Here is an 18,961-nt window from a genome sequence, read left to right on the forward strand (position 1 = left end):
CTCCTCAGTTCTCTCGGGTGCGCAGTCGCGGGTCGATCAGCCGGTAGGACAGATCGACGGCGGTGTTGACGACGGCGCAGACCAGCCCGGCCACCAGCACGATGCCGATGACCAGCGGCAGGTCCTTGTTGCGGACCGCGGTGACCGCGAGCGTGCCCAGCCCCTGCCGGGAGAAGACCGACTCGACCACCACCGCGCCGCCGATCAGCGAGCCGGTCAGCCAGCCGACCAGGGTGGTGACCGGCAGCAGGCCGTGCCGCAGCGCGTGCCGCAGCCGGACCGCCGCCTCGCCGACGCCCCGGGCGCGGGCCGTGGTGACGAACGGTTCGTCCAGGGTCTGTTCCAGCCCGCGCCGCAGCACCCGGGTGATCACCGCGGCGGGCGCGGCGGCCAGCGCCAGGGCGGGCAGGACGAGCCCGTCCAGCCCGGGCGCCCCGAGCGCGGGGAACCAGCGCAGCCTGAAGGAGAACAGCGCGAGCAGCAGGGTGCCGAGCCAGAAGGCGGGCACCGCGACGCCCAGGCCCTCCAGCAGCGCGGCCGGGGTGCGCACCGCGCGCGGGCGCCCGGCGGTCAGCAGGGCCGCCGCCAGCGCCAGCACGACGGTCACCAGCACGGTGGCGGCCAGCAGTTGGAGGGTCGGGCCGAGCTGCTGGCCGATCGCGGTGCGCACCGGGAGGTGCAGCACGTAGGAGTCGCCGAGGTCGCCGCGCAGCACGTGGCCGAGGAAGGTCGTGTACTGGAGCGGCAGCGGCCGGTCCAGGCCGTACTCCCGGGTGATCTCGGCGCGCAGCTGGTCGCTGGTGCCGCGCAGGCCGGTGAGCAGGTCGACCGGGTCGCCGGAGGTGAGGTGCAGGGCGAGGAAGGCGACCGTCACCGCGCCCCACAGCACCAGGACGGCGCTGCCGAGCCGGCGGGCGGCGGCGCCGATCACGGCGCGAGCCAGGTGTCGGCGAAGTTGGGGAAGCTCTGCTGCTCGAAGACGACGCCCCGCACCCGGGCCGAAGTGCCCAGCACGTAGGTGTTGTTGAAGACGGGCAGGATCGCCGCGTCGTCGCCGATCTTCTGCTGGACGGCGGTGTACAGGGCCTTCTGCCGCTGCACGTCGGTGGTCGCGAGCGCCTCGGCGAGCTGGGCGTCGACCTGGTCGTCGCGGTAGCGGGCGGCGTTGTTGTCGATCTTGGCGGTGGGCACGTGGGCGCTGCCGAAGACCAGCCGCAGCGCGTCCGGGGAGGAGTTGTTGGCGCTGCTGTTGAGGAGGTCGTAGTCCCCGGCGAGGACGCGCTTGACGTAGGTGCCGGTGTCCAGGTTCTGGTTGCGGATCTCGATGCCGAGGTCCTTGGCGGCGGCCTGGATCTGGGTGGCCAGGGCGGTGTACTGGCCGAAGTACTCGCCGATGTACAGGAAGTCCAGGCTCAGCCGCTTGCCGTCCTTGGTGCGGTAGCCCTCGGCGTCGCGCGCCGTCCAGCCGGCGTCGGCCAGCAGCTTCCCGGCGGCCGCGGCGTCGTAGCCGTACTGGCCGGCGACGCTCGCCGCGTACTGCGGGGTGGAGGGCGAGAGCGCCCCGGTGGCGGCGGGGGAGACGCCGAAGTAGAGCTTCTGGACGATCAGGTGCCAGTCGATGCCGTTGCGCAGCGCCTTGCGCAGCCGGACGTCGGTGAGCGGGCCCTTCTCGGTGTTGGGGTTGAGGCTCCAGGGGACGCCGGGGGAGACGGCGCTGTGCACGCTGAACTTGGGGTCGGCCTTGAGCTTGGCCACGTTGACCGGGGCGATCGCGGCGGCGGCATCGGCCTGACCGCTGGTCAGCGCGCCCTGGCGGGAGGCGTTGTCCGGGACGATCCGCACGGTCAGCCGGTCCAGGTGGGCGGCGCCCCGGTTGACGGCGCCGTCGGGGGCCCAGGCGTAGTCGGCGCGGCGCTGGTAGGTGATGCCCTGCTGCGGGGTGAAGCCCTCGGCGCTGGTGAAGGGACCGGTGCCGACGATCTTCGAGCAGAGCGCCTTGGGGTCGCCGGCCAGCGTGGCGGGCGACTCGATGCCGAGGCTGGGCGAGGCCAGGCCGGTGAGGAAGGAGGAGGCGGGCGCGGCGAGGGTGACCTCGACGGTCCTCGGGTCGACCACCCTGGCCGACCGGTAGTTCTCGATCAGCTGGGCGGCGCCGGCGGACTTGGTGGCGGGGGCGACCACGTGGTCCAGGTTGGCCTTCACCGCGGCCGCGTCGAAGGCGGTGCCGTCGCTGAAGGTGACGCCCTCGCGCAGGGCGAAGGTGTAGGTCTTCTGGTCCTCGGAGATCGTCCAGGACTTCGCCAGCCAGGGCTGGATGGTGCCGCTGTCGTCCTGCCAGACCAGGGAGTCCAGCGCGGCCCGGGAGAACAGGGCGTCGGCCTGGCCCTGGTGGGGGTCGAGGCAGGTCGGGCCGTAGGGGACGGCGAGGGTGAGGGTGCCGCCGTCCACCGGCTTCCCGCCGTCGGCGGCGCCGCTCGACGTGGTCGCGGATCCGGCGCAGGCGGCGGTCGCCGGGAGCACGGCCAGGGCGGCGACGAGGCCGAGTCTGGAGCGGAACCTCCGGCTGCGGACGGCGGTTCGGGACCGGCCGGCGAGGGCGGCCGGCCGGAGGGACGCGGTGCGGGGGAGTGCGGTGGCGGGTGTGGCGGTGTCGGGGTGCGGCTGCATGACGGGGCTTCTCTCCGAGGCGCGCGGACGGCGGCGGGGCCGCCGGGGGACGGGTCGGGGCGCCGCGAGGGCCGCCGCGCGGCCCGGCCGGTCAGAAGGGGCCGGTGGACCGCGCGGGGGCGCAACGCGGCCGGGGACACAGCGCGCTGTCGGTACGGGAGAGGTCGATGGCCCGGCGGGTGGCGGCAAGCAGCAGGCGCATGCCTGGCAGGCCACGCGTGGCGGACACCCCGTACTCCTCGAAGAGCGGCTCCGGAACCGGAGCACCGATGAACGATCGGTTCTCGCCCCTGGAATGACGCGAACGATCAATACTGACCCTGATAGTTAATCAGACTGAACTGGCTTGTTCAATGATTGTCCGGTCCGCGGGATGCAGCGCCCGTCGCAGCGCGTCCGCCTGGGTCGCCAGCGAGTGCCGGCTGACCCCCGCGCGCGGGTCCTTGATGTCGAAGCCGTGGTACGCGCCGGGGAAGACGTGGAGCTCCAGCGGGACGTCCGCCTGGGACAGCCGCAGGCCGAAGTCGATCACCTCGTCCCGGGCCACCTCCAGGTCCCCGACCGAGAGGTAGACCGGCGGCAGGCCGTCCAGCCGCTGCGCCCGGGCCGGCGCGGCGTACGGCGGCACGTCCGGGTGGCCGGGCGGCAGCGGGTGCAGATAGGCGGCCCAGCCGGCCAGCGAGGAGCGCCGGTTCCAGGTGCGCCGGTCCTGGACCAGTCGGCTGGAGGGCGTCAGGTGGCGGTCGTCCAGGACCGGGGCGTGCAGCAGCAGGAGCGTCGGCAGCGCCTCGCCGGTGTCGCGCAGCGCCAGGGTCAGTCCGGTCACCACGGCGGCGCCCGAACTGCTGCCGGCCAGCGCCACCCGGCCGCCGTCCGCGCCGAGCCCGGCGCCCTCGCGGTGCAGCCAGCGCAGCACGGTGCGGCAGTCCTGCTGGGCGGCGGGGTAGGGGTGGCGCGGTGCCAGCCGGTATCCGACCGAGACCACGACCGCCCCCGCGCCCTCGGCGTACAGCTCGCACAGCGGGTCGAACCACTCCAGCCGCTCGCCCGCGGTGAAGCCGCCGCCGTGCACGAACACCACGGTCGGGAGCGGGGGTTCGGCGGGGCCGGCGCCCGGCCGGGCGGGCAGGTAGACGCGCACCGGCACCGGCGGGGCGTCCGGGTCCTGCGGGTCGTGCGCCACCAGGTCCCGGCGCTCGGGCCCGGCCGCGTCCGGGCGCAGCGGGGCCATGCCCGGCACGGGGGCGACGAAGCCCGCCAGCAGCTCCCGGTCGAGCCGGGGGGAGATGTCTTCCATGAGCGCGCGGTCCTCTTCCTGTCCGGCGGCCGGCATCAAACTGAACTGGTCAGTTCAGATCAGTTCTACCAGGAGGAGTGCGCTACTGTGAGGAATGTGAACGAACGTGAACTCCCGATGACGGGCCGTGGCCGGATCGACAAGCGCAGCGCCATCCTTGACGCCGCCGTCAAGGTGTTCACGCGCGAGGGCTACGCGCAGGCGGGCATCGACGCCATCGCCGCGGCCGCCGGAGTGGCCAAGCCGACGCTCTACAACCACTTCGGGGACAAGGAGAACCTCTTCCGGGTGGTGATGCGGGACGGTGCCGAGCGCACCGCCACCCGCATCGTCGCCGCGCTGGCCACCCTGCCCGACGACGGGCAGGACCTCGAAGGCGAACTGGAGCGGGTGGCGCACCGCGTGGTGGAGTGTCAGCTCAGCGACGAGGGCTGGGCGCTGCAGCGGCTGCTCTATGCGGAGGCCTCCCGGCTGCCCGACCTCTACGACCAGGTCGTGGCGCGCGGCTCGCAGCCGGTGGTGGACGTGCTGGCCGGGCGGCTGTCCAGCCTGGCGAACCGGGGCCACCTGGAGCTGGACGACCCGGCCGTCGCGGCGGCCCAGTTCATCGGCCTGGTCTCCGGCAACCTGCCCGGGCTCTCGGCCCTCGGCACCCGCCCGGTCGCGCCGTCGGACCTGCACACCGCCGTTCGGACCGGTGTGCACACCTTCCTGCGCGCCTTCGGTACCGCCCGCCGCCGGTCCGGCCGGCGGGGCTGAGGCGCCCCGGGAACGGGAGCGCGGCCGGACACCTGTTCGGTGCGTGCCGGCCGCGAGATGGCTCCGTTGCTTCAGCCGCCGAGGCGGGCGAGCAGGATGCGTGCCCGGCGGGACTTGGCCTCGGCGCGGTTCTTCAGGTGCAGCGCGTGGGCGAGGCGGTGCTGCTCGGCCTCCCGCATCCGCTCGTTGATGATGGCGCGCGCGGTGTCGAGGTGGTGGTTCATGATGCGTCGTTCCCCCTGCCTGCGGGTGCCCGCCGATGGCTTCGGCATCGGCCTCAAGGCCCCCTTGCGCCTATGATTCTACACCAATTTCTGAGCAGGAGCCGACGTTTCGCAGCCGTGACGGGTTGTTGTCCTGTTGTTTAAAGGCCTGTTGATTGGTGAGGTTTGGGTGTGCCGGGCGTGTCCGGGCGTCGTCCGGCGCCGGTAGCATGGGTCCGGCTCCGGGGGGCCGCGAATGAGCATGCCGCGCAAGGGTCATGACGATCGGTCAGATCGGAGCGCCTGGACTCGATGGGGGCTCGGATGGGATCGCCGGGAGTGAGCGGCCGGTCCGGGGTGCTGGCCCCGTCGCTGCGGCTCTGGCTCGGGCTGATGGCCGCCTTCGGGGCGGCGGCGGTCGCCGTGCTCGGGGTGGTCTACGGCGGCGAGGGCGAGCCCGGCGCGGTGGACGCCCGGATCGGCGCGGCCGTGGACGGGGTGGGGGCGCCGTGGCGGAACGTCGCGCTGGCCGTCGACGCCCTGGGGGAGCCGGTGGGGGCCGTGGTGCTGGTCGCGGCCGCGGTCGCGGGCTGCCTGCTGCTGCGGCAGCCGCGCGCCGCGGTGTTCCTGATCGCCGGCGTCGGCCTGAGCGTGGCGACGGCGACGCTGCTCAAACACCTGGTGGGCCGCACCATCCACGGTGCGAACCTCTCCTTCCCGAGCGGGCACACCGCCTTCCTCACCGCGCTCGTCCTCGTGCCGGCGGTGCTCGCGGCCCGCGGCAGGACGGCGGGCCCGCTGCTGGTCGTGGCCGCGGCGCTGCCGGCCGGCGCCGTCATGGGCTGGGCGGAGGTCGCCCTCGGCGCGCACTACCCGACCGACACCCTCGGTGGCTGGTGCACCGCGCTGGCGGTGACACCGGCCACCGGGTGGCTGGTCGACCGGACGGCCGGTCGGTGGTACGCGGCGCACTGAACCCCTGCCGAACCGCATCGCAGGGGGTGCGCGGCGGGTGCTTCGGAGCGGGTGGGGCACAGCGGGGCGGTTCACCCCGGACGGCTCAGACCCGGCGCCGGAACACGGGTTTCACCGGCCGGCCGGCCAGCCAGGGGGTGGGGTCACCGGCGTCCAGCGCCTTGCGGTACACGGCGCAGGCCTCGGCCACCACCTCGACGGTGTGGTCGATGTCGGCGTCGTCGAGCGCGCTGCTCACCACGAACGACGGGGCCAGCACCCCGCCCAGCACGAGCCGGCGCAGGAACAGGGTGCGGTAGGGCTGCGACGGCTGCCGATGCTCGTCGAGGGTGGCGAAGACCAGGTTGCTCGCCCGTCCCCGGACCACGACGTGGTCGCCGACACCCGCGGCTGCGGCGACCGCGCGGACGCCTGCGGCCAGCCGCTCGCCGAGGGCGTGCAGCCGGGCGGTGATGCCCTCCTCGGTGTAGGTGGCCTGCACGGCCATCGCGGCGGCCAGCGAGTGCGTCTCCGCGCCGTGGGTGGTGGACAGCAGGAACACCCGGTCGCCGGGGTGACGCAGCCCGCCGCGCTCCATCAGGTCCCGGCGCCCGGCCAGCGCGGAGACGGCGAACCCGTTGCCCAGTGCCTTGCCGAAGGTGGACAGGTCGGGGACGACGCCGTACAGGCCCTGGGCGCCCGCCTCGGACCAGCGCAGACCGGTGATCATCTCGTCGAAGACCAGCAGGCAGCCGTGCCGGTCCGCCAGCTCCCGCAGCCCGGCGAGGTACCCGGGCGGCGGCTCGGTGTGGCCGGCGGGTTCGAGGATCAGACAGGCGATCTCGTCCCGGTGGCGGGTGAGCAGTTCCTCCGTGGCGGCCAGGTCCCCGTACGGGAAGGTCACGGTGAGCTCGGTGGTCGCGGCGGGGATGCCGGTGGACATCGGCGTGGTGCCGATGAACCAGTCGTCGACGGAGAAGAACGGCTGGTCGCCGCAGACGGCCACCCGCTGGCGCCCGGTGACGGCGCGGGCGAGCCGGACCGCGGCGGTGGTGACGTCGGAGCCGTTCTTCGCGAACTTCACCATCTCGGCGGTCGGCACCGTGGCGAGGAAGCGTTCCGCGGCCTCGACCTCCACGACGGACGGCCGGACGAAGTTGCTGCCCCGCTCGATCTCCCGCCGCACCGCCTCGATCACCCGCGGGTGGGCGTGGCCGAGGCTGACCGAGCGCAGGCCGGAGCCGTACTCGACGTAGCGGTTGCCGTCGACGTCCCACACGTGGGCGCCGCGGCCGTGGCTGATGACCGGGGCGAGGTCCTCGGGGTACTGGTCGTCGCCCTTGGCGTAGGTGTGGGCGCCGCCGGGGATCAGGGCATGCAGCCGCTCGTTCGCCCGCCGCGATCCGAGCCGGTCGGACTCCCCGGAGTGCCGGGCGTGGGTGTCTCGGGTGGTCATGGCGGCCCTCATCCCTTCCCGTGCCGCAGGACCTCGGCGAGGCTCGGCGCCTCCTGGTCCCGCTTGGACACCGACGTGGCCGGCAACGGCCAGGGGATGGCGAGTTCGGGGTCGTCGAAGGCGATCGTCACGTCCTCGGCCGGATCGTGCGGTCGGTCGATCCGGTACGAGACGTCGGCGGTCGCGCTCAGCGCCTGGAAGCCGTGGGCGCACCCGGCCGGGATGTACACGCTCGTCTGCGTCTCGCCGGACAGCTCGAAGAAGGCCCGGCCGAGGAAGGTCGGCGAGTCCGGCCGCAGGTCCACGACGACGTCGAACACCTCCCCGGAGGAGCAGCGCACCAGCTTGGCCTCACCGGCGCCGGAGCGCAGGTGCAGGCCGCGCAGCACGCCCCGCACCGAACGGGACAGGCTGTGCTGGACGAAGGCGCCCGGGTCGAGGCCCACCGAGCGGATCACCTCGGCGTCGAAGGTGCGGCAGAAGAAGCCGCGTTCATCGGCGTACGGGGTCGGTTCGAACAGGTACGCACCGGCGATCGCCGGAACTTCGGTCGCCCTCATGGAGCCTCCCCTGGAGAGTGGTTGTGGGTCAGGTCGTGGTCGAGGCCGCGGCCGGCCGTCGGGAAGAGGGCCGCGGTCAGGGCGCCGAACTGCCGTTCGAGCTCCCGGCCGGCGGCCAGGTTGCGTTCGGCGAGGGTCCGCCGCAGCTCCGCCGACTGCTTCTCCAGCGCGCGGAACTGCTCGATCAGCCGGTCGGCGTCGACCTCCCGGGCCGGGTGGCAGTACGCCCCCAGCCCCATCCGGGCCATCAGCGCCTCGCTCTTGGCCGCGTAGCTGAGCGCGAGCGTCGGCGTACCGGCCTTCAGCGCGCAGATCAGATTGTGGTACCGGGTCGCCACCACGGTGTCGGCGGCGGCCGTCTCCTCCATCAGGTCGGCCAGCGAGGCCGGCGAGGCCGCGGTGAGCAGCGGCGAGTCCACGGCGGAGAGGATCGAGGTGACCACCGGTTCGTCGACGTCGTCACCCCAGAGCAGCCGGACGGGTCTGCCCTCCTCGACCAGCGCGCGGACGAAGCGGGTCGTGCCGTCGAGGTAGCGCCGGTGGATCTCCTCCGCCCGGGCGCGGTCGTCGTTCCCGCCGTGGAAGGCCATGACGCCGACGCAGACCGGTCCCGGCGGACCCTGCGGCGCGCCCGCCGGCGGCGCCGGCAGGGAGAAGGCGAGGTCCGGGTAGACCTCGTCGCGCCGGGTGTCCACCCCCATCGCCCGCATCGCGTCGCGGGACGGGGCGTCCCGGTACGAGCGGTAGGCGGCCAGCCGCGCCGACCAGCGCACCAGGATCCGGGTGGGCCGGCTGCCGATCGTGGCGGCGCCGACGCTGACCAGCGCCACCCGGGTGCCGAACAGCCGCCCGGAGGCGCAGAGCAGGAACAGCGCGTACGGGAAGCCCCACGGCCGCAGCGGCAGGGTGGCCTCCAGGACGCCCATGCCCGGCACGATCACCACGTCGTGCCGGCGCACCCAGGCGGCGGTGCGCACGGCGTCGACGATCTTGCCCAGCCCCTTCGCGGCGACCGAGCCCGCCCGGGAGGCCGTCCGGTACTCCCCGCGGTACCAGTGCAGCCGGGTCGCGGGGATCCGGAACCGGGCGGTGACCGCCTCGGGCCCGCCGCACAGCGCGTCCACGACGGCCTCGGGGTGCTCGGCGCGCAGGTAGCGCAGCACCGCCTCCAGCGAGCCGTCGTTGCCGAGGTTGCCGGAGCCGAGCAGGCCGAACACCCCGACCCGCACCGGTGTTCCGTGCGCCGCGGTCATGCCCGCCTCCCCTCGCGCCCGGCGACCAGCGCGTCCACCGAGACGGCGAGCCGGTCCGGGTCGACCGGCGCCCGGTCCTCGACGCGCTCGCCGGCGCCCGGCCGGACCCGGCTGGTCGCCCAGGCGGCCAGGTGGCGGTAGCAGGCGCGCCGGTCGGCGGGGGACAGCGGCACTCGCCGGATCGTCGCGACGAACCCCCAGACGTACTCGGCGAGCAGCCGGGGCGTCGGGTGCAGCGGTCCCGCCCGGCGCGGGTCCAGGTTGACGCACCGGGAGCGCTTGGAGGGGTTGGCCCGCTCGGCGCGGGTGGGGTGGTCGCGGCGGAAGTACAGCAGCTCCGGCACCTGGTGGAAGGGCCCGCGCAGGCCGATCTCGGCGACGAAGGTGCGGTCCGCGTGGTGGTAGCTGTCGAGCGGCTTCACCCGGCGCAGCACATCGGCCCGGATCACCCCGTAGAAGTCGTCGCCGCCGGGCTCGAACAGCATGCTGCGGAAGCGCTCCGGCGCGTGCGGCGAGGCGGTGGCGAGCCCGTACTCGTAGGGGACCTTCACCCGGCCGTCGCCGTCGATGACCGCCTGGTCGGCGTGCGCGAGGATCACCTCCGGCCGCTCGTCCAGCGCCTCCACGCAGCGCCGCAGCAGGTCGCGGGCGTAGAGGTCGTCGTGCGAGGCCCACTTGAACAGTTCGCCGCGGCACTCCTCGAACACGCGGTTGTGGTTCGGCGAGGCGCCGATGTTCCGCGGCAGCCGCAGGTAGCGGATGCGGGAGTCCTGCGCGGCGTAGCGGCGGCAGATGTCCTGGGTCGCGTCGGTCGAGGCGTTGTCGGAGATGACCAGCTCGAAGTCCTCGTAGGTCTGGCCGAGCAGGGCGTCGAGCGACTCGGCGAGGTACTCCTCGCCGTTGTAGACGGGCAGCCCGATGCTCAACCGGGGAACCGCGGTCATGGCGTCCTCACTTCGGGGATGTCGTTCTCTGGTTCGGAAACAAGGGCGCGGTGGTGTTCGCGCAGGGCGGCCCGCAACTGCTGCCACCACACGGCCGAGCCGCAGGCGGTGGCGGTGGCGACGCCCCAGGCGGAGCCGGCCGTGCCGGCCAGGGCGGCGCCGCCGAGGCCGCCGCCGAGGTAGCAGGCGGAGGCGAACAGCTGGCAGCGCAGGCTGCGCCGGGCCGCGGCGAGCGCCCGCAGCCCGGCCGCCGCGCCGGTGCCCAGGCCCGCGCCGGCGACGCCGAGGGTGGCCGGCACGATCAGCTGGGAGGAGGAGTGCCAGACGTCGCCGAGCACCAGCTCGCCGAGCCGGTCCGGCATCAGCAGCAGCGCGCCGCCCCACAGCAGCGCGGCGGCGGCCTGCCCGCCGCCCAGCCGCAGGCAGAACCCGCCGAGCCGGTGGGAGGCCTGCCGCAGCACCCGGGCGGCCTCCGCCACGGTGACCAGGGACAGGCCCATCAGCAGGGCCAGGAAGGGTCCGAGCAGCAGCTCGGCGCCCCGCACCGTCCCCACCGCGCCGACCCCGGCGATCGCGCCGAGCCCGTACGCCCGCAGCTGGCCGGCGGCGCTGAGGCTGACGTTCTCGACCAGGTACCGGCTGCCGAGGTCGCGCTGCTCGCGCAGCCACCCGCGGGCCCCGGTCACCCGGGGCCGGATGCCGGACTGCAGGAAGCCGTACCCGGCGGCCACCGCGGCGGCGGCGCCCCAGGCCAGCAGGAAGGCGGCCACGGTGCCCACCCGGGCCGCCACGACCATCGCCGGGACGAGCGCGACGCCCTGCACCAGGTCATTGGTGAAGGCCTTGCGCCCGGCGCCGGCGGCGAAGAACGCGAACCGCCGGGAGTCCTGCAGCAGCAGCGCCGGCAGGGCGAGGCCGAGCGAGACGAACGCGGGCCCGATCCGGCCGCCGAGGCCGAGCCCGACCAGCAGGCACCCGGCGCCGAGGGAGGAGCCGATGACCAGCGCGGTCCCCGAGGACCGGGCCGCCGCCGAGCGCCAGAGCGCCTCCGGCACGCCGCTGAACCGCACCATCAGCGGATCGGTGGCCAGCCCGCGGGCGACGTTCAGCACCAGGCCGTAGGTCAGCCAGGCCAGGCTGAACACGCCGAACGCGGTCACCCCCAGCGAGCGGGCCACGAAGACGCCCACCGCGAAGTTGGTCATGCTGGAGACCGCCTGGTCGGCCAGGCCCCAGGACAGCCGCCCGGCGACGCCCCGCCCGCCGCCCCGTCCGGTCGGCCCGGTCCCCGCAGGCGGGTCCGCCGGTGTCGTGCTGCTCTCCTCCTCGGTGGTCATCGGCGTCAGGCCTTGATCAGTCCGGCGCCGTGCAGGGCGCCGGCCGCGACGGCGACCGCGTCGAACGGCAGCCCGGACCGCTCGGCGACGTCCAGCAGACTGTGCTCGCCGTCGGAGAGGCTGAGCACCCAGAGCATGGCCAGCTGGGCCTGCTTGGCGTCGCTGCGCCCGCCGAGCGAGTCGTACAGCCCGCGCCGGCCCAACTGCGGTTCGCCGTACGGGCTGAGGTTGACGTACCGCCGGTTGCGGTCGAGCACGGCGAACGCCTCCCGGCAGACGGCGAGCGTGTCCGCCATCGCCTCCGGGGAGACGAAGTCCGGGTTGTCCGCCGAGGTGTGGTACTCGGGGTACCCGGCGTACGGGGTCCGGCAGAGCGAGCCCACGCCGAGGTCGAACCCGGGCGAGCAGTACTGCCGCTCGTCGTAGCCGTACGGCGTGAACGCGTTGACGCGGTGCGGGCGTTCGGAGGTGCGCAGGACGTACTGCAGCACCCGGTCGATCTCCGCGTCGCCCCGCCGGCTCTGCTTGTACGTCAGCTCGCCCCGGTCTCCGGCGCAGGCCAGCACCAGCCCGTGCCGGACCCGTTCGATCCGCTCCGCGTTGCGGGCCAGCCAGGTGATCGCCCCGATGGTGCCGGGCGCGAAGACGAACCGGTAGGTGTAGTACGGCGTGCGCTCCGCCAGCTCCCGGGCCAGGAAGACCGCCACCGCGATGCCGGCCAGGTTGTCGTTGGCCAGCGAGGGGTGGCAGACGTGGCAGGAGACGATCACCTCGTCGGCGACCTGCCCGGGGACGACGTGCTCGGCGTAGGTCAGGTGGCCGTCGGCGAGCGTGGAGTCGATGCGGACCTCGTACTCGCCGTCCGGCATCGCGTCCAGGGTCTCCTGGGCCAGGCAGAACCCCCACTGCGGCTGGTAGTAGCTGGTGCGGTACGGCACCCAGGACGGCTGGTCGGGCAGCGTGTGCAGGTGTTCGCGCAGCTCGGCCAGCGGCATGACCGCCGACACCGGCACGCTGTAGCCGAGCACGTGCAGGCTGGAGGCCGCGAAGTCGACGACCCGGTTGCCCGCGCCGTCGGCGATGTACGCGTCCCGGATGTTCCACTCCTGCGGCACCGTCCAGTCGAGCACCTGGGTCCCGGTCGGCACCTCGTGCACCCGCAGCGGGAGGTACTCGCCGACGATGTCCAGGGTGGCGCGCACGCCGTCGCCGGTGATGCTCCGGCAGATCGGGTACAGCCGCTCCACCAGCGCGTGCATCGCCGGGCCGGCCGCGGTCACCGGCGCCACCGCAGGGTGTCGTCGACGGTGCCGGCCTCCGACGCCGCGCGCAGGACCGCCAGCCGGGTGAAGCGCTGCTCGAAGCCCTCCCGGGTGAGGCCGAACTCGCGGTAGGCGTCGGCGAGTTCGATCGCCCCCCGCCTCACCGTCCACTCGCAGTCGAAGCCGGGCAGCGCGGCCCGGAACCGGGAGAAGTCCACCCGGTAGGACCGCGGGTCGCTGCCGTTCTCCCCGGTGATCCGCACCTTCGCGCCGGACACCGCCTCGGCGACCTGCTCGGCGATCTCGGCGACGGTGACGTTGTTGGCCTCGCTGCCGATGTTGAACGCCCGGTCGTGCACCGCCTCCCGGGGCGCGGTCAGCGCGGCCGTGAACGCCCGGGCGATGTCGGCGGCGTGCACCAGCGGGCGCCAGGGCGTGCCGTCGGAGAGCACCAGCACCTCACCGGACAGCAGCGCGTGGCCCACCAGGTTGTTCAGCACGATGTCGGCCCGCAGCCGGGGCGACTGGCCGAAGGCGGTGGCGTTGCGCATGTACACCGGGCTGAAGTCGCCGTCGGCCAGCTCGTGCAGGTCGTCCTCCACCCGCACCTTGGACTCCGCGTACGGCGTCACCGGGCGCAGCGGGGCGTCCTCGGCCACCAGGTCGTCGCCGCCGGCGGCGCCGTAGACGGAACAGGTCGAGGCGTACAGGAAGCGCCGCACCCCGGCCTCGCGGGCCAGCCGGGCCAGCCGCACGGAGGCGTGGTGGTTGATGTCGTAGGTGAGGTCCGGCGCCAGCGAGCCGAGCGGGTCGTTGGACAGCGCGGCCAGGTGGATCACCGCGTCCACCCCGGCCACGTGCTCGGCCGTGACGTCGCGCAGGTCCACCCGGTGCCCCGGCGGGTCGGCCGGCGCCGGGCCGAGCAGACAGTCCGCGAACAGGCCGGCGTCCAGCCCGACGACCTCGTGCCCGGCGGCCGCCAGGACCGGGGCCATCACGGTGCCCAGATAGCCCTGGTGTCCGGTCAGCAGTACGCGCAAGGTTCAACCCTCCAGATCGAGAACGAGTTTGGCGACGTCGAACGCCTCGGCGTAGCGCGCGTGGCATTCGATGCCGCGGATCCGGGCCAGCCCGAGGAAGGCCTCCCGGTCGTACCAGGGCCGGTGCCGCTGCGAGGGGTAGTGCTCCTGCAGCAGCCGCACCTTCTGCTCGGCGACCTCCGGGGACAGCGGCTGGTACGCCGTCGGCCGGCCGAGGTCGCCGTCCCACTTGACGATCTCGTAGCCGAGCACCAGGTGGTCGCGGAACGCCGTGGTCACCAGCCGGGCCAGGCCGCGGTGGTCCTGGTGGGCGTCCGCGGTGCGCGGGGCGAGGACCAGCTGCGGCTCGGTGCGCCCGCGCAGCTCCTCGACCGCGGCCTTGGCCTCCTCCCAGTGCGCGGGCAGCCGGCCGTCCGGCAGCTTCAGCACGGTCAGGTGCAGCTCGGCACCCGGGCAGAAGGCGGCGAGCGCGGCCCGCTCCTCCTGCTCCCGCTCGCCCCCGCCGCCGGAGAGCACCAGCGCGTCGACCCGCAGACCCGGGCGCGCCAGGCACAGCGCCAGCAGGGTGCCGCCCGCGCCGATGGCGATGTCGTCGCAGTGCGCCCCGAGCGCGACGATGCGCTCCGGGCGCCCGGCCCCGAGCCGGATCACCCGGTCACCGCCCCGGCGCCGGCCGGACCCGTTCCCGCGCCGTCCCGCTCCCACACCGCCCACGGGCGGTCGCCCCGGGCGTAGGCGGCGTCCAGCGCGGCCCGTTCCTTCACGGTGTCGGTCGGCTTCCAGAAGCCGCGGTGCTGGTGCGCCACCAGCCGGCCGCGCTTGGCCAGCTGGGTGCAGCCGTCGGCCACCAGGTCCCCGTTCTCCGGGATGTGGTCGAAGACCTCCTGACGGAGCACGAAGTAGCCGCCGTTCTCCCACAGCGGCAGTTCGCTCACCGCGGTGATGCCCCCCACCAGGCCGTCCTCGCCCAGCTCCACGCAGTGGAACGAGGACTGCGGCGGCACCACCATCATCGACGCGCCGGCGTCGCGCCGGGCGAAGGCGTCGATCATCTCCGGCAGCGGGGCGTCGGTGAGGACGTCGGCGTAGTTGGCGAGGAACATCTCGTCGCCGTCCAGGTGGTGGCGCACCCGGCGCAGCCGCTCGCCGATCGGCGACTCGATGCCGGTCTGGGCGAAGGTGATCGTCCAGGAGGAGATGTCGGTGGACAGCAGCTCGGTGCGCCCGCCGCGCAGCACGAAGTCGTTGGACGTCGTCTCCTCGTAGTTGAGGAAGAAGTCCTTGATGTGGTGGGCCCCGTAGCCGAGGCACAGGATGAAGTCGGTGTGCCCGAAGTACGCGTAGTAGCGCATCACGTGCCAGATCAGCGGCCGCGGGCCGACCATCGCCATCGGCTTGGGGACGTCGTCGGAGGCTCCGCTGCGCATCCGCAGTCCGTAGCCGCCGCAGAACAGGACGACCTTCACGGCTTCACCTCCACGACGGTCAGTTCCGGGACGGGGAAGACCAGCCGGCCGCCCCAGGCGTGCACGTAGGACAGCTGCTCGGTCAGCTCCTCCCGCAGGTTCCACGGGAGGACGAGGACGTAGTCCGGGCGGTCGGTGGCGATCTGCTCGGGCGGCAGGATCGGGATGCGGGTGCCGGGGGTGAACCGGCCGTGCTTGTAGGGGTTGCGGTCGACCGTGTACGGCAGCAGGTCGGGCCGGATGCCGCAGTGGTTGAGCAGGGTGTTGCCCTTGCCCGGCGCGCCGTAGCCGACGACCGTCTCGCCGCGCTCGGCGGCCTCGACGAGGAAGCGCAGCAGGTCCCGGCGGACCTTGGCCACGCGGGCCGAGAACTCGGTGTACCCGGACAGCTCCCGCAGCCCGGCGGCCTTCTCCCGCTCCAGGACGTCGGTCACCCGCTCGGACGGCTCGCCCGCCGCCTCGGCCGGGCGGGCCCACAGCCGGATCGAACCGCCGTGCGTGGGCAGCAGCTCCACGTCCACCAGCGTGAGCCCGCCGCTCTCCAGCGCCCGGGCCGCGGACGCCACCGTGTAGTACTGGAAGTGCTCGTGGTAGATCGTGTCGTACTGGTTCTCCTCGATCAGCGTCAGCAGGTGCTGCACCTCGATGGAGACCCAGCCGTCGTCGGCCACCAGGGCGCGCAGCCCCCGGGTGAACCCGATCACGTCGGGGATGTGCGCGTACACGTTGTTGGCCACCACCAGGTCCGCCGGGCCGTGCTCGGCGCGCACGGCCGCGCCGGTGACCGGGTCCAGGAACTCGGTGAGCGTGGGCACGCCCGCCTCCCGCGCGGCGCCGCCGACGTTCACCGACGGCTCGATGCCGAGGCAGCGGATGCCCCGGTCCACCACGTGCCGCAGCAGGTAGCCGTCGTTGCTGGCGACCTCGACCACGAAGGAGTCGGGGCCCAGGCCCAGCCGCGACACGGCCCCGGCGACGAAGCCGCGGGCGTGCTCCACCCAGGACGTCGAGTAGGAGGAGAAGTAGGCGTACTGGGTGAACGTCTCCTCCGGCGTGATCAGCGGCGGGATCTGGGCGAGCCAGCAGTCGGTGCAGACCCGCAGGTGCAGCGGATAGGTCTGCTCCGGCCGGTCCAGCTGGTCCGCGGCGAGGAAGCTCTCGCACGGCGGGGTCGCCCCCAGGTCGACGACGCTCCCCAGCGCCGTCGATCCGCAGAGTCGGCAACGTGTCATCTACTGCCCCCATTTCCTGCCCGCGCGGGAGCCCCGGCGCGGGTCAGCGTTGGTGTTCCCCACCGGCGGCGCGCCGTCGGCGCCGCCGGACCGACCCGCGATCGCGGTGCGGTACCCCTCCACCAGGCGCTCCAGGCCCACGGCCGGGCTGAAGTCCTGGTCGTATCGGTGCCGGGCCGTGCGGCCCATCTCCCGGTTGGCGGCCGGGCCGGCCGTGATCCGGCGCAGGCAGGACGCGAGCGAGGCCGCGTCGCCCGGCCGGTGCAGCAGGCCGCTCACCCCGTCCTCGACGAGCTCGACGAAGGCGCCGTGCGCGGCGGCGACCGCCGGGACCCCCGCCGCCATCGCCTCCGCGACCACCAGGCCGAAGGTCTCCCGGGCCATCGAGGGGGCCACCACGGCGACCGAGCGCGCGAGCGCCTGCCGGCACTGCTCCGGGCTGTACAGACCGGCGTAGCGCACGTCCTCGCGGCCCGCCGCCCAGGCGGCCACCTCGGCCTCCAGCGGCCCCGCGCCCGCGAGCACCAGCGGCACGCCCACGCCGCCGTCCGCCGCGACCGCGTCCCACGCGGCCATCAGCAGCCGCACGCCCTTGGACTCGGTGAGCCGGCCGAGGAAGAGCAGGTGCTCGCCGGAACCCTCCCGGCGGACACCGGGCTCGGGCACGAAGTTGTGCTTCACCAGCAGCCGACCGGCCGGCATGCCGGAGCGCACCAGGAGGTCGCGCTGCATCGCGGAGATGCAGAAGAACCGGTCCACGCCGGACCACCACCGCCGCCGGTTGACCGACAGGCTGACCGCGAGCGGCACCGTCGCCAGCCGCGAGTCGCGGTAGCAGCCGTGCCGGACGGCGGGCAGCGCCGCCACCGACCCGACGCACTCGGTGCACGGCCGGCCGTCGCGGTGCAGCGTGCCCGGCGGGCAGACCTGGGTGTAGTTGTGCAGCGTGGCGACGACGGGCACCCCGGCGTCGGCGCAGGCGGCGAGGACCGCCGGCGACAGCAGCGGGAAGACGTTGTGGACGTGCACCACGTCCGGGCGCTCGGCGCGCAGCCGGGCCGTGAGCTCCGTGCGCACGGCCGGGTTCCACGGCACGAGCAGCGGCACCGCGACCTTGCCGAGCAGGGACCGGGCGGCGATGTCGTCGCTGCGCCGCTCGAACAGGTCGACCCGGTGGCCGGCCGCCCGGAGCAGCGCCGACTCCTCGTCGACGACCCGGTTCTCCCCGCTCGGCTGCGCCGAGGAGTAGCGGTTGTGCACCACGAGGACGTGCATGGTCAGGTCACCTCCCGGTTCCGCTCCCGGCGGGCGGTGAGCCGCCACGGGAGCGCGGGCGTCGTCAGGGGCGTCGCCGCGGGCGCGCCCGCGGCGGGTGTGGCGAGCAGTGATGCGGCCAGGGCCAGGTGCAGCAGGTACGGCGAGGCGTCGCCGAGCCCGGCCTCGGTGTACGAGGAGAGGGCGACGTAGCTGATCAGGAAGATCGCGCAGGCCCTCGGCAGCGAGGGCGGGCGCAGCAGCGCGACCCCGAGCAGCGCCACCAGGACCGCCGCCACCAGGACGATGCCGGCCTGGCCCTGCTCGTTGTAGACGGCCAGCCAGCTGTTGTCGATCGGCAGCCCGCCGAAGGACTTGTCGCCCAGGCCGACGCCGAACACCCGCTCCGGGAGCGTCCGGGGCGCCGACAGCAGGGCGTCCCAGACCTTGGCCCGCCCGGTGAGGTTGGAGAAGTTCTCCTTGCTCTGCCCGCGCATGAACCACGACTGCAGCGCGGAGGAGAACGCCACCGCGGCCACCGTGGCGCTCACCACCGCCCAGGTGAAGAACCGGCGGGCGGCGGCGCTGGTCAGCAGGAGCGAGCCGATCGCCAGCGCCAGCCCGACGAGCAGGCCGACCGTGGCGGTCCGGGTGTGGGTCATCGCGAGCAGGACGAGCGTGGGCACGATGACCACGGCCGCGCTCGTCCCGGTGGTCTCGCGGCCCAGCAGGAGCAGCACGGTGAGGCCGATGATCACCGCGGAGTACTGTCCGATCTGCGGCGGGGTCAGCGGCCACAGCGCGCCGACCAGCCGCCCGCCGTAGTACTCGGGCATGGCGGTGCCCGGTGAGATGACCAGCCCGGCGGCCACCAGCACGAGCACCCCGAAGTACATCCGGATGTGGGTCCGCACGAACAGCAGTCCGCCGGTCCACCAGCGGCTGAGCAGCCACAGCGTGGCGATGAAGATCGTCAGCCGGGCGCAGCGGAACAGCGCCCCGGCCCCGACCTCCAGGCGCAGGCTGGAGATCAGGCTCGGCACCAGCAGCAGGCTGAGCAGGACCAGGAAGCTGCCGGCCCGCACGCGCAGCCGCAGGTTGAGCGCGAGCGCCAGCGCGAACGCGGAGACCAGCGCGCCCATGGTGGCCATCTGGATCAGCGAGCGGGGCAGCCGGACGATGGTCTTCGCCCCGGCGGAGCCGAGCGTGTTGAGGCCCAGCAGCGCCCAGACGATCCAGACGGCCTTCGGGGTGCCGCGCACCGCGTCCGTGCCCAT

18 protein-coding genes are annotated in these 18,961 nt (G+C 74.1%); 2 read left to right on the forward strand and 16 right to left on the reverse strand.

The features are described 5' to 3' along the window. Positions 1–4 precede the first annotated feature (4 nt). The 3 genes from ACFXAM_RS09010 to ACFXAM_RS09020 form a co-directional block, all read right to left on the reverse strand. Positions 5–931 carry an ABC transporter permease gene (locus ACFXAM_RS09010; RefSeq protein WP_380288970.1) on the reverse strand — a complete coding sequence of 309 codons (927 nt, stop codon included), beginning with the start codon at positions 929–931 and terminating at the stop codon, positions 5–7. After that, positions 928–2,667 (reverse strand): ABC transporter substrate-binding protein, encoded by a 1,740-nt coding sequence (locus ACFXAM_RS09015; RefSeq protein ID WP_380288972.1) that lies wholly within the window; start codon positions 2,665–2,667, stop codon positions 928–930. Before ACFXAM_RS09015 ends, ACFXAM_RS09010 begins: the two co-directional genes overlap by 4 nt. A gap of 331 nt (positions 2,668–2,998) precedes the next feature. After that, entirely contained in the window at positions 2,999–3,964 is a 966-nt protein-coding gene (locus ACFXAM_RS09020; protein WP_380288974.1) for an alpha/beta hydrolase, read from the reverse strand. A gap of 96 nt (positions 3,965–4,060) precedes the next feature. Between ACFXAM_RS09020 and ACFXAM_RS09025 the strand changes: the two genes are divergently transcribed. Then, entirely contained in the window at positions 4,061–4,723 is a 663-nt protein-coding gene (locus ACFXAM_RS09025; protein ID WP_380288976.1) for a TetR/AcrR family transcriptional regulator, read from the forward strand. A 71-nt stretch (positions 4,724–4,794) separates the two neighbouring features. Here the strand turns inward: ACFXAM_RS09025 and ACFXAM_RS09030 are convergent, their stop codons facing one another. Next, positions 4,795–4,947 (reverse strand): hypothetical protein, encoded by a 153-nt coding sequence (locus ACFXAM_RS09030; protein ID WP_380288978.1) that lies wholly within the window; start codon positions 4,945–4,947, stop codon positions 4,795–4,797. A 318-nt stretch (positions 4,948–5,265) separates the two neighbouring features. On the opposite strand from ACFXAM_RS09030, the gene ACFXAM_RS09035 reads away from it, so the two are divergent. Next, on the forward strand, positions 5,266–5,901 hold the full coding sequence (locus ACFXAM_RS09035) for a phosphatase PAP2 family protein (RefSeq protein WP_380288980.1): 636 nt from the start codon (positions 5,266–5,268) through the stop codon (positions 5,899–5,901). Between the two features lie 85 nt (positions 5,902–5,986). On the opposite strand, the gene ACFXAM_RS09040 is transcribed toward ACFXAM_RS09035, so the two are convergent. Genes ACFXAM_RS09040 through ACFXAM_RS09095 form a run of 12 tightly spaced genes read right to left on the reverse strand, consistent with a single transcriptional unit; the run spans position 5,987 to position 18,961 of the window. Next, a complete protein-coding gene (locus ACFXAM_RS09040; protein ID WP_380288982.1) occupies positions 5,987–7,336 on the reverse strand; it encodes a glutamate-1-semialdehyde 2,1-aminomutase in 1,350 nt (449 codons plus the stop codon). A gap of 8 nt (positions 7,337–7,344) precedes the next feature. Further along, complete coding sequence (locus tag ACFXAM_RS09045) at positions 7,345–7,896, reverse strand: dTDP-4-dehydrorhamnose 3,5-epimerase family protein (RefSeq protein ID WP_380288985.1); 552 nt, start codon at positions 7,894–7,896, stop codon at positions 7,345–7,347. Continuing rightward, complete coding sequence (locus ACFXAM_RS09050; protein WP_380288987.1) at positions 7,893–9,149, reverse strand: polysaccharide pyruvyl transferase family protein; 1,257 nt, start codon at positions 9,147–9,149, stop codon at positions 7,893–7,895. The genes ACFXAM_RS09045 and ACFXAM_RS09050 overlap by 4 nt, the downstream gene beginning before the upstream one ends. Then, positions 9,146–10,093, reverse strand: coding sequence for a glycosyltransferase family 2 protein (locus tag ACFXAM_RS09055; RefSeq protein ID WP_380288989.1), 948 nt, complete (start codon positions 10,091–10,093; stop codon positions 9,146–9,148). Before ACFXAM_RS09055 ends, ACFXAM_RS09050 begins: the two co-directional genes overlap by 4 nt. After that, a complete protein-coding gene (locus ACFXAM_RS09060) occupies positions 10,090–11,430 on the reverse strand; it encodes a hypothetical protein (RefSeq protein ID WP_380288991.1) in 1,341 nt (446 codons plus the stop codon). The genes ACFXAM_RS09055 and ACFXAM_RS09060 overlap by 4 nt, the downstream gene beginning before the upstream one ends. Positions 11,431–11,435: 5 nt before the next feature. After that, entirely contained in the window at positions 11,436–12,719 is a 1,284-nt protein-coding gene (locus ACFXAM_RS09065; RefSeq protein WP_380288993.1) for a DUF4910 domain-containing protein, read from the reverse strand. Beyond that, positions 12,707–13,732 carry an NAD-dependent epimerase/dehydratase family protein gene (locus ACFXAM_RS09070; protein ID WP_380288995.1) on the reverse strand — a complete coding sequence of 342 codons (1,026 nt, stop codon included), beginning with the start codon at positions 13,730–13,732 and terminating at the stop codon, positions 12,707–12,709. Before ACFXAM_RS09070 ends, ACFXAM_RS09065 begins: the two co-directional genes overlap by 13 nt. A 3-nt stretch (positions 13,733–13,735) precedes the next feature. Beyond that, positions 13,736–14,383: a PIG-L deacetylase family protein gene (locus ACFXAM_RS09075; protein WP_380288997.1), complete on the reverse strand. Its 648-nt coding sequence runs from the start codon at positions 14,381–14,383 to the stop codon at positions 13,736–13,738. Then, on the reverse strand, positions 14,380–15,198 hold the full coding sequence (locus tag ACFXAM_RS09080; protein ID WP_380288999.1) for a glucose-1-phosphate cytidylyltransferase: 819 nt from the start codon (positions 15,196–15,198) through the stop codon (positions 14,380–14,382). Before ACFXAM_RS09080 ends, ACFXAM_RS09075 begins: the two co-directional genes overlap by 4 nt. Further along, entirely contained in the window at positions 15,195–16,430 is a 1,236-nt protein-coding gene (locus ACFXAM_RS09085) for a class I SAM-dependent methyltransferase (protein ID WP_380289001.1), read from the reverse strand. The genes ACFXAM_RS09080 and ACFXAM_RS09085 overlap by 4 nt, the downstream gene beginning before the upstream one ends. After that, a complete protein-coding gene (locus ACFXAM_RS09090) occupies positions 16,431–17,705 on the reverse strand; it encodes a glycosyltransferase (protein WP_380289003.1) in 1,275 nt (424 codons plus the stop codon). Positions 17,706–17,707: 2 nt separating this feature from the next. Beyond that, positions 17,708–18,961, reverse strand: coding sequence for an O-antigen ligase domain-containing protein (locus ACFXAM_RS09095; protein WP_380289004.1), 1,254 nt, complete (start codon positions 18,959–18,961; stop codon positions 17,708–17,710).

Source organism: Kitasatospora sp. NPDC059462 (assembly GCF_042749955.1).
Classification (GTDB): domain Bacteria; phylum Actinomycetota; class Actinomycetes; order Streptomycetales; family Streptomycetaceae; genus Kitasatospora.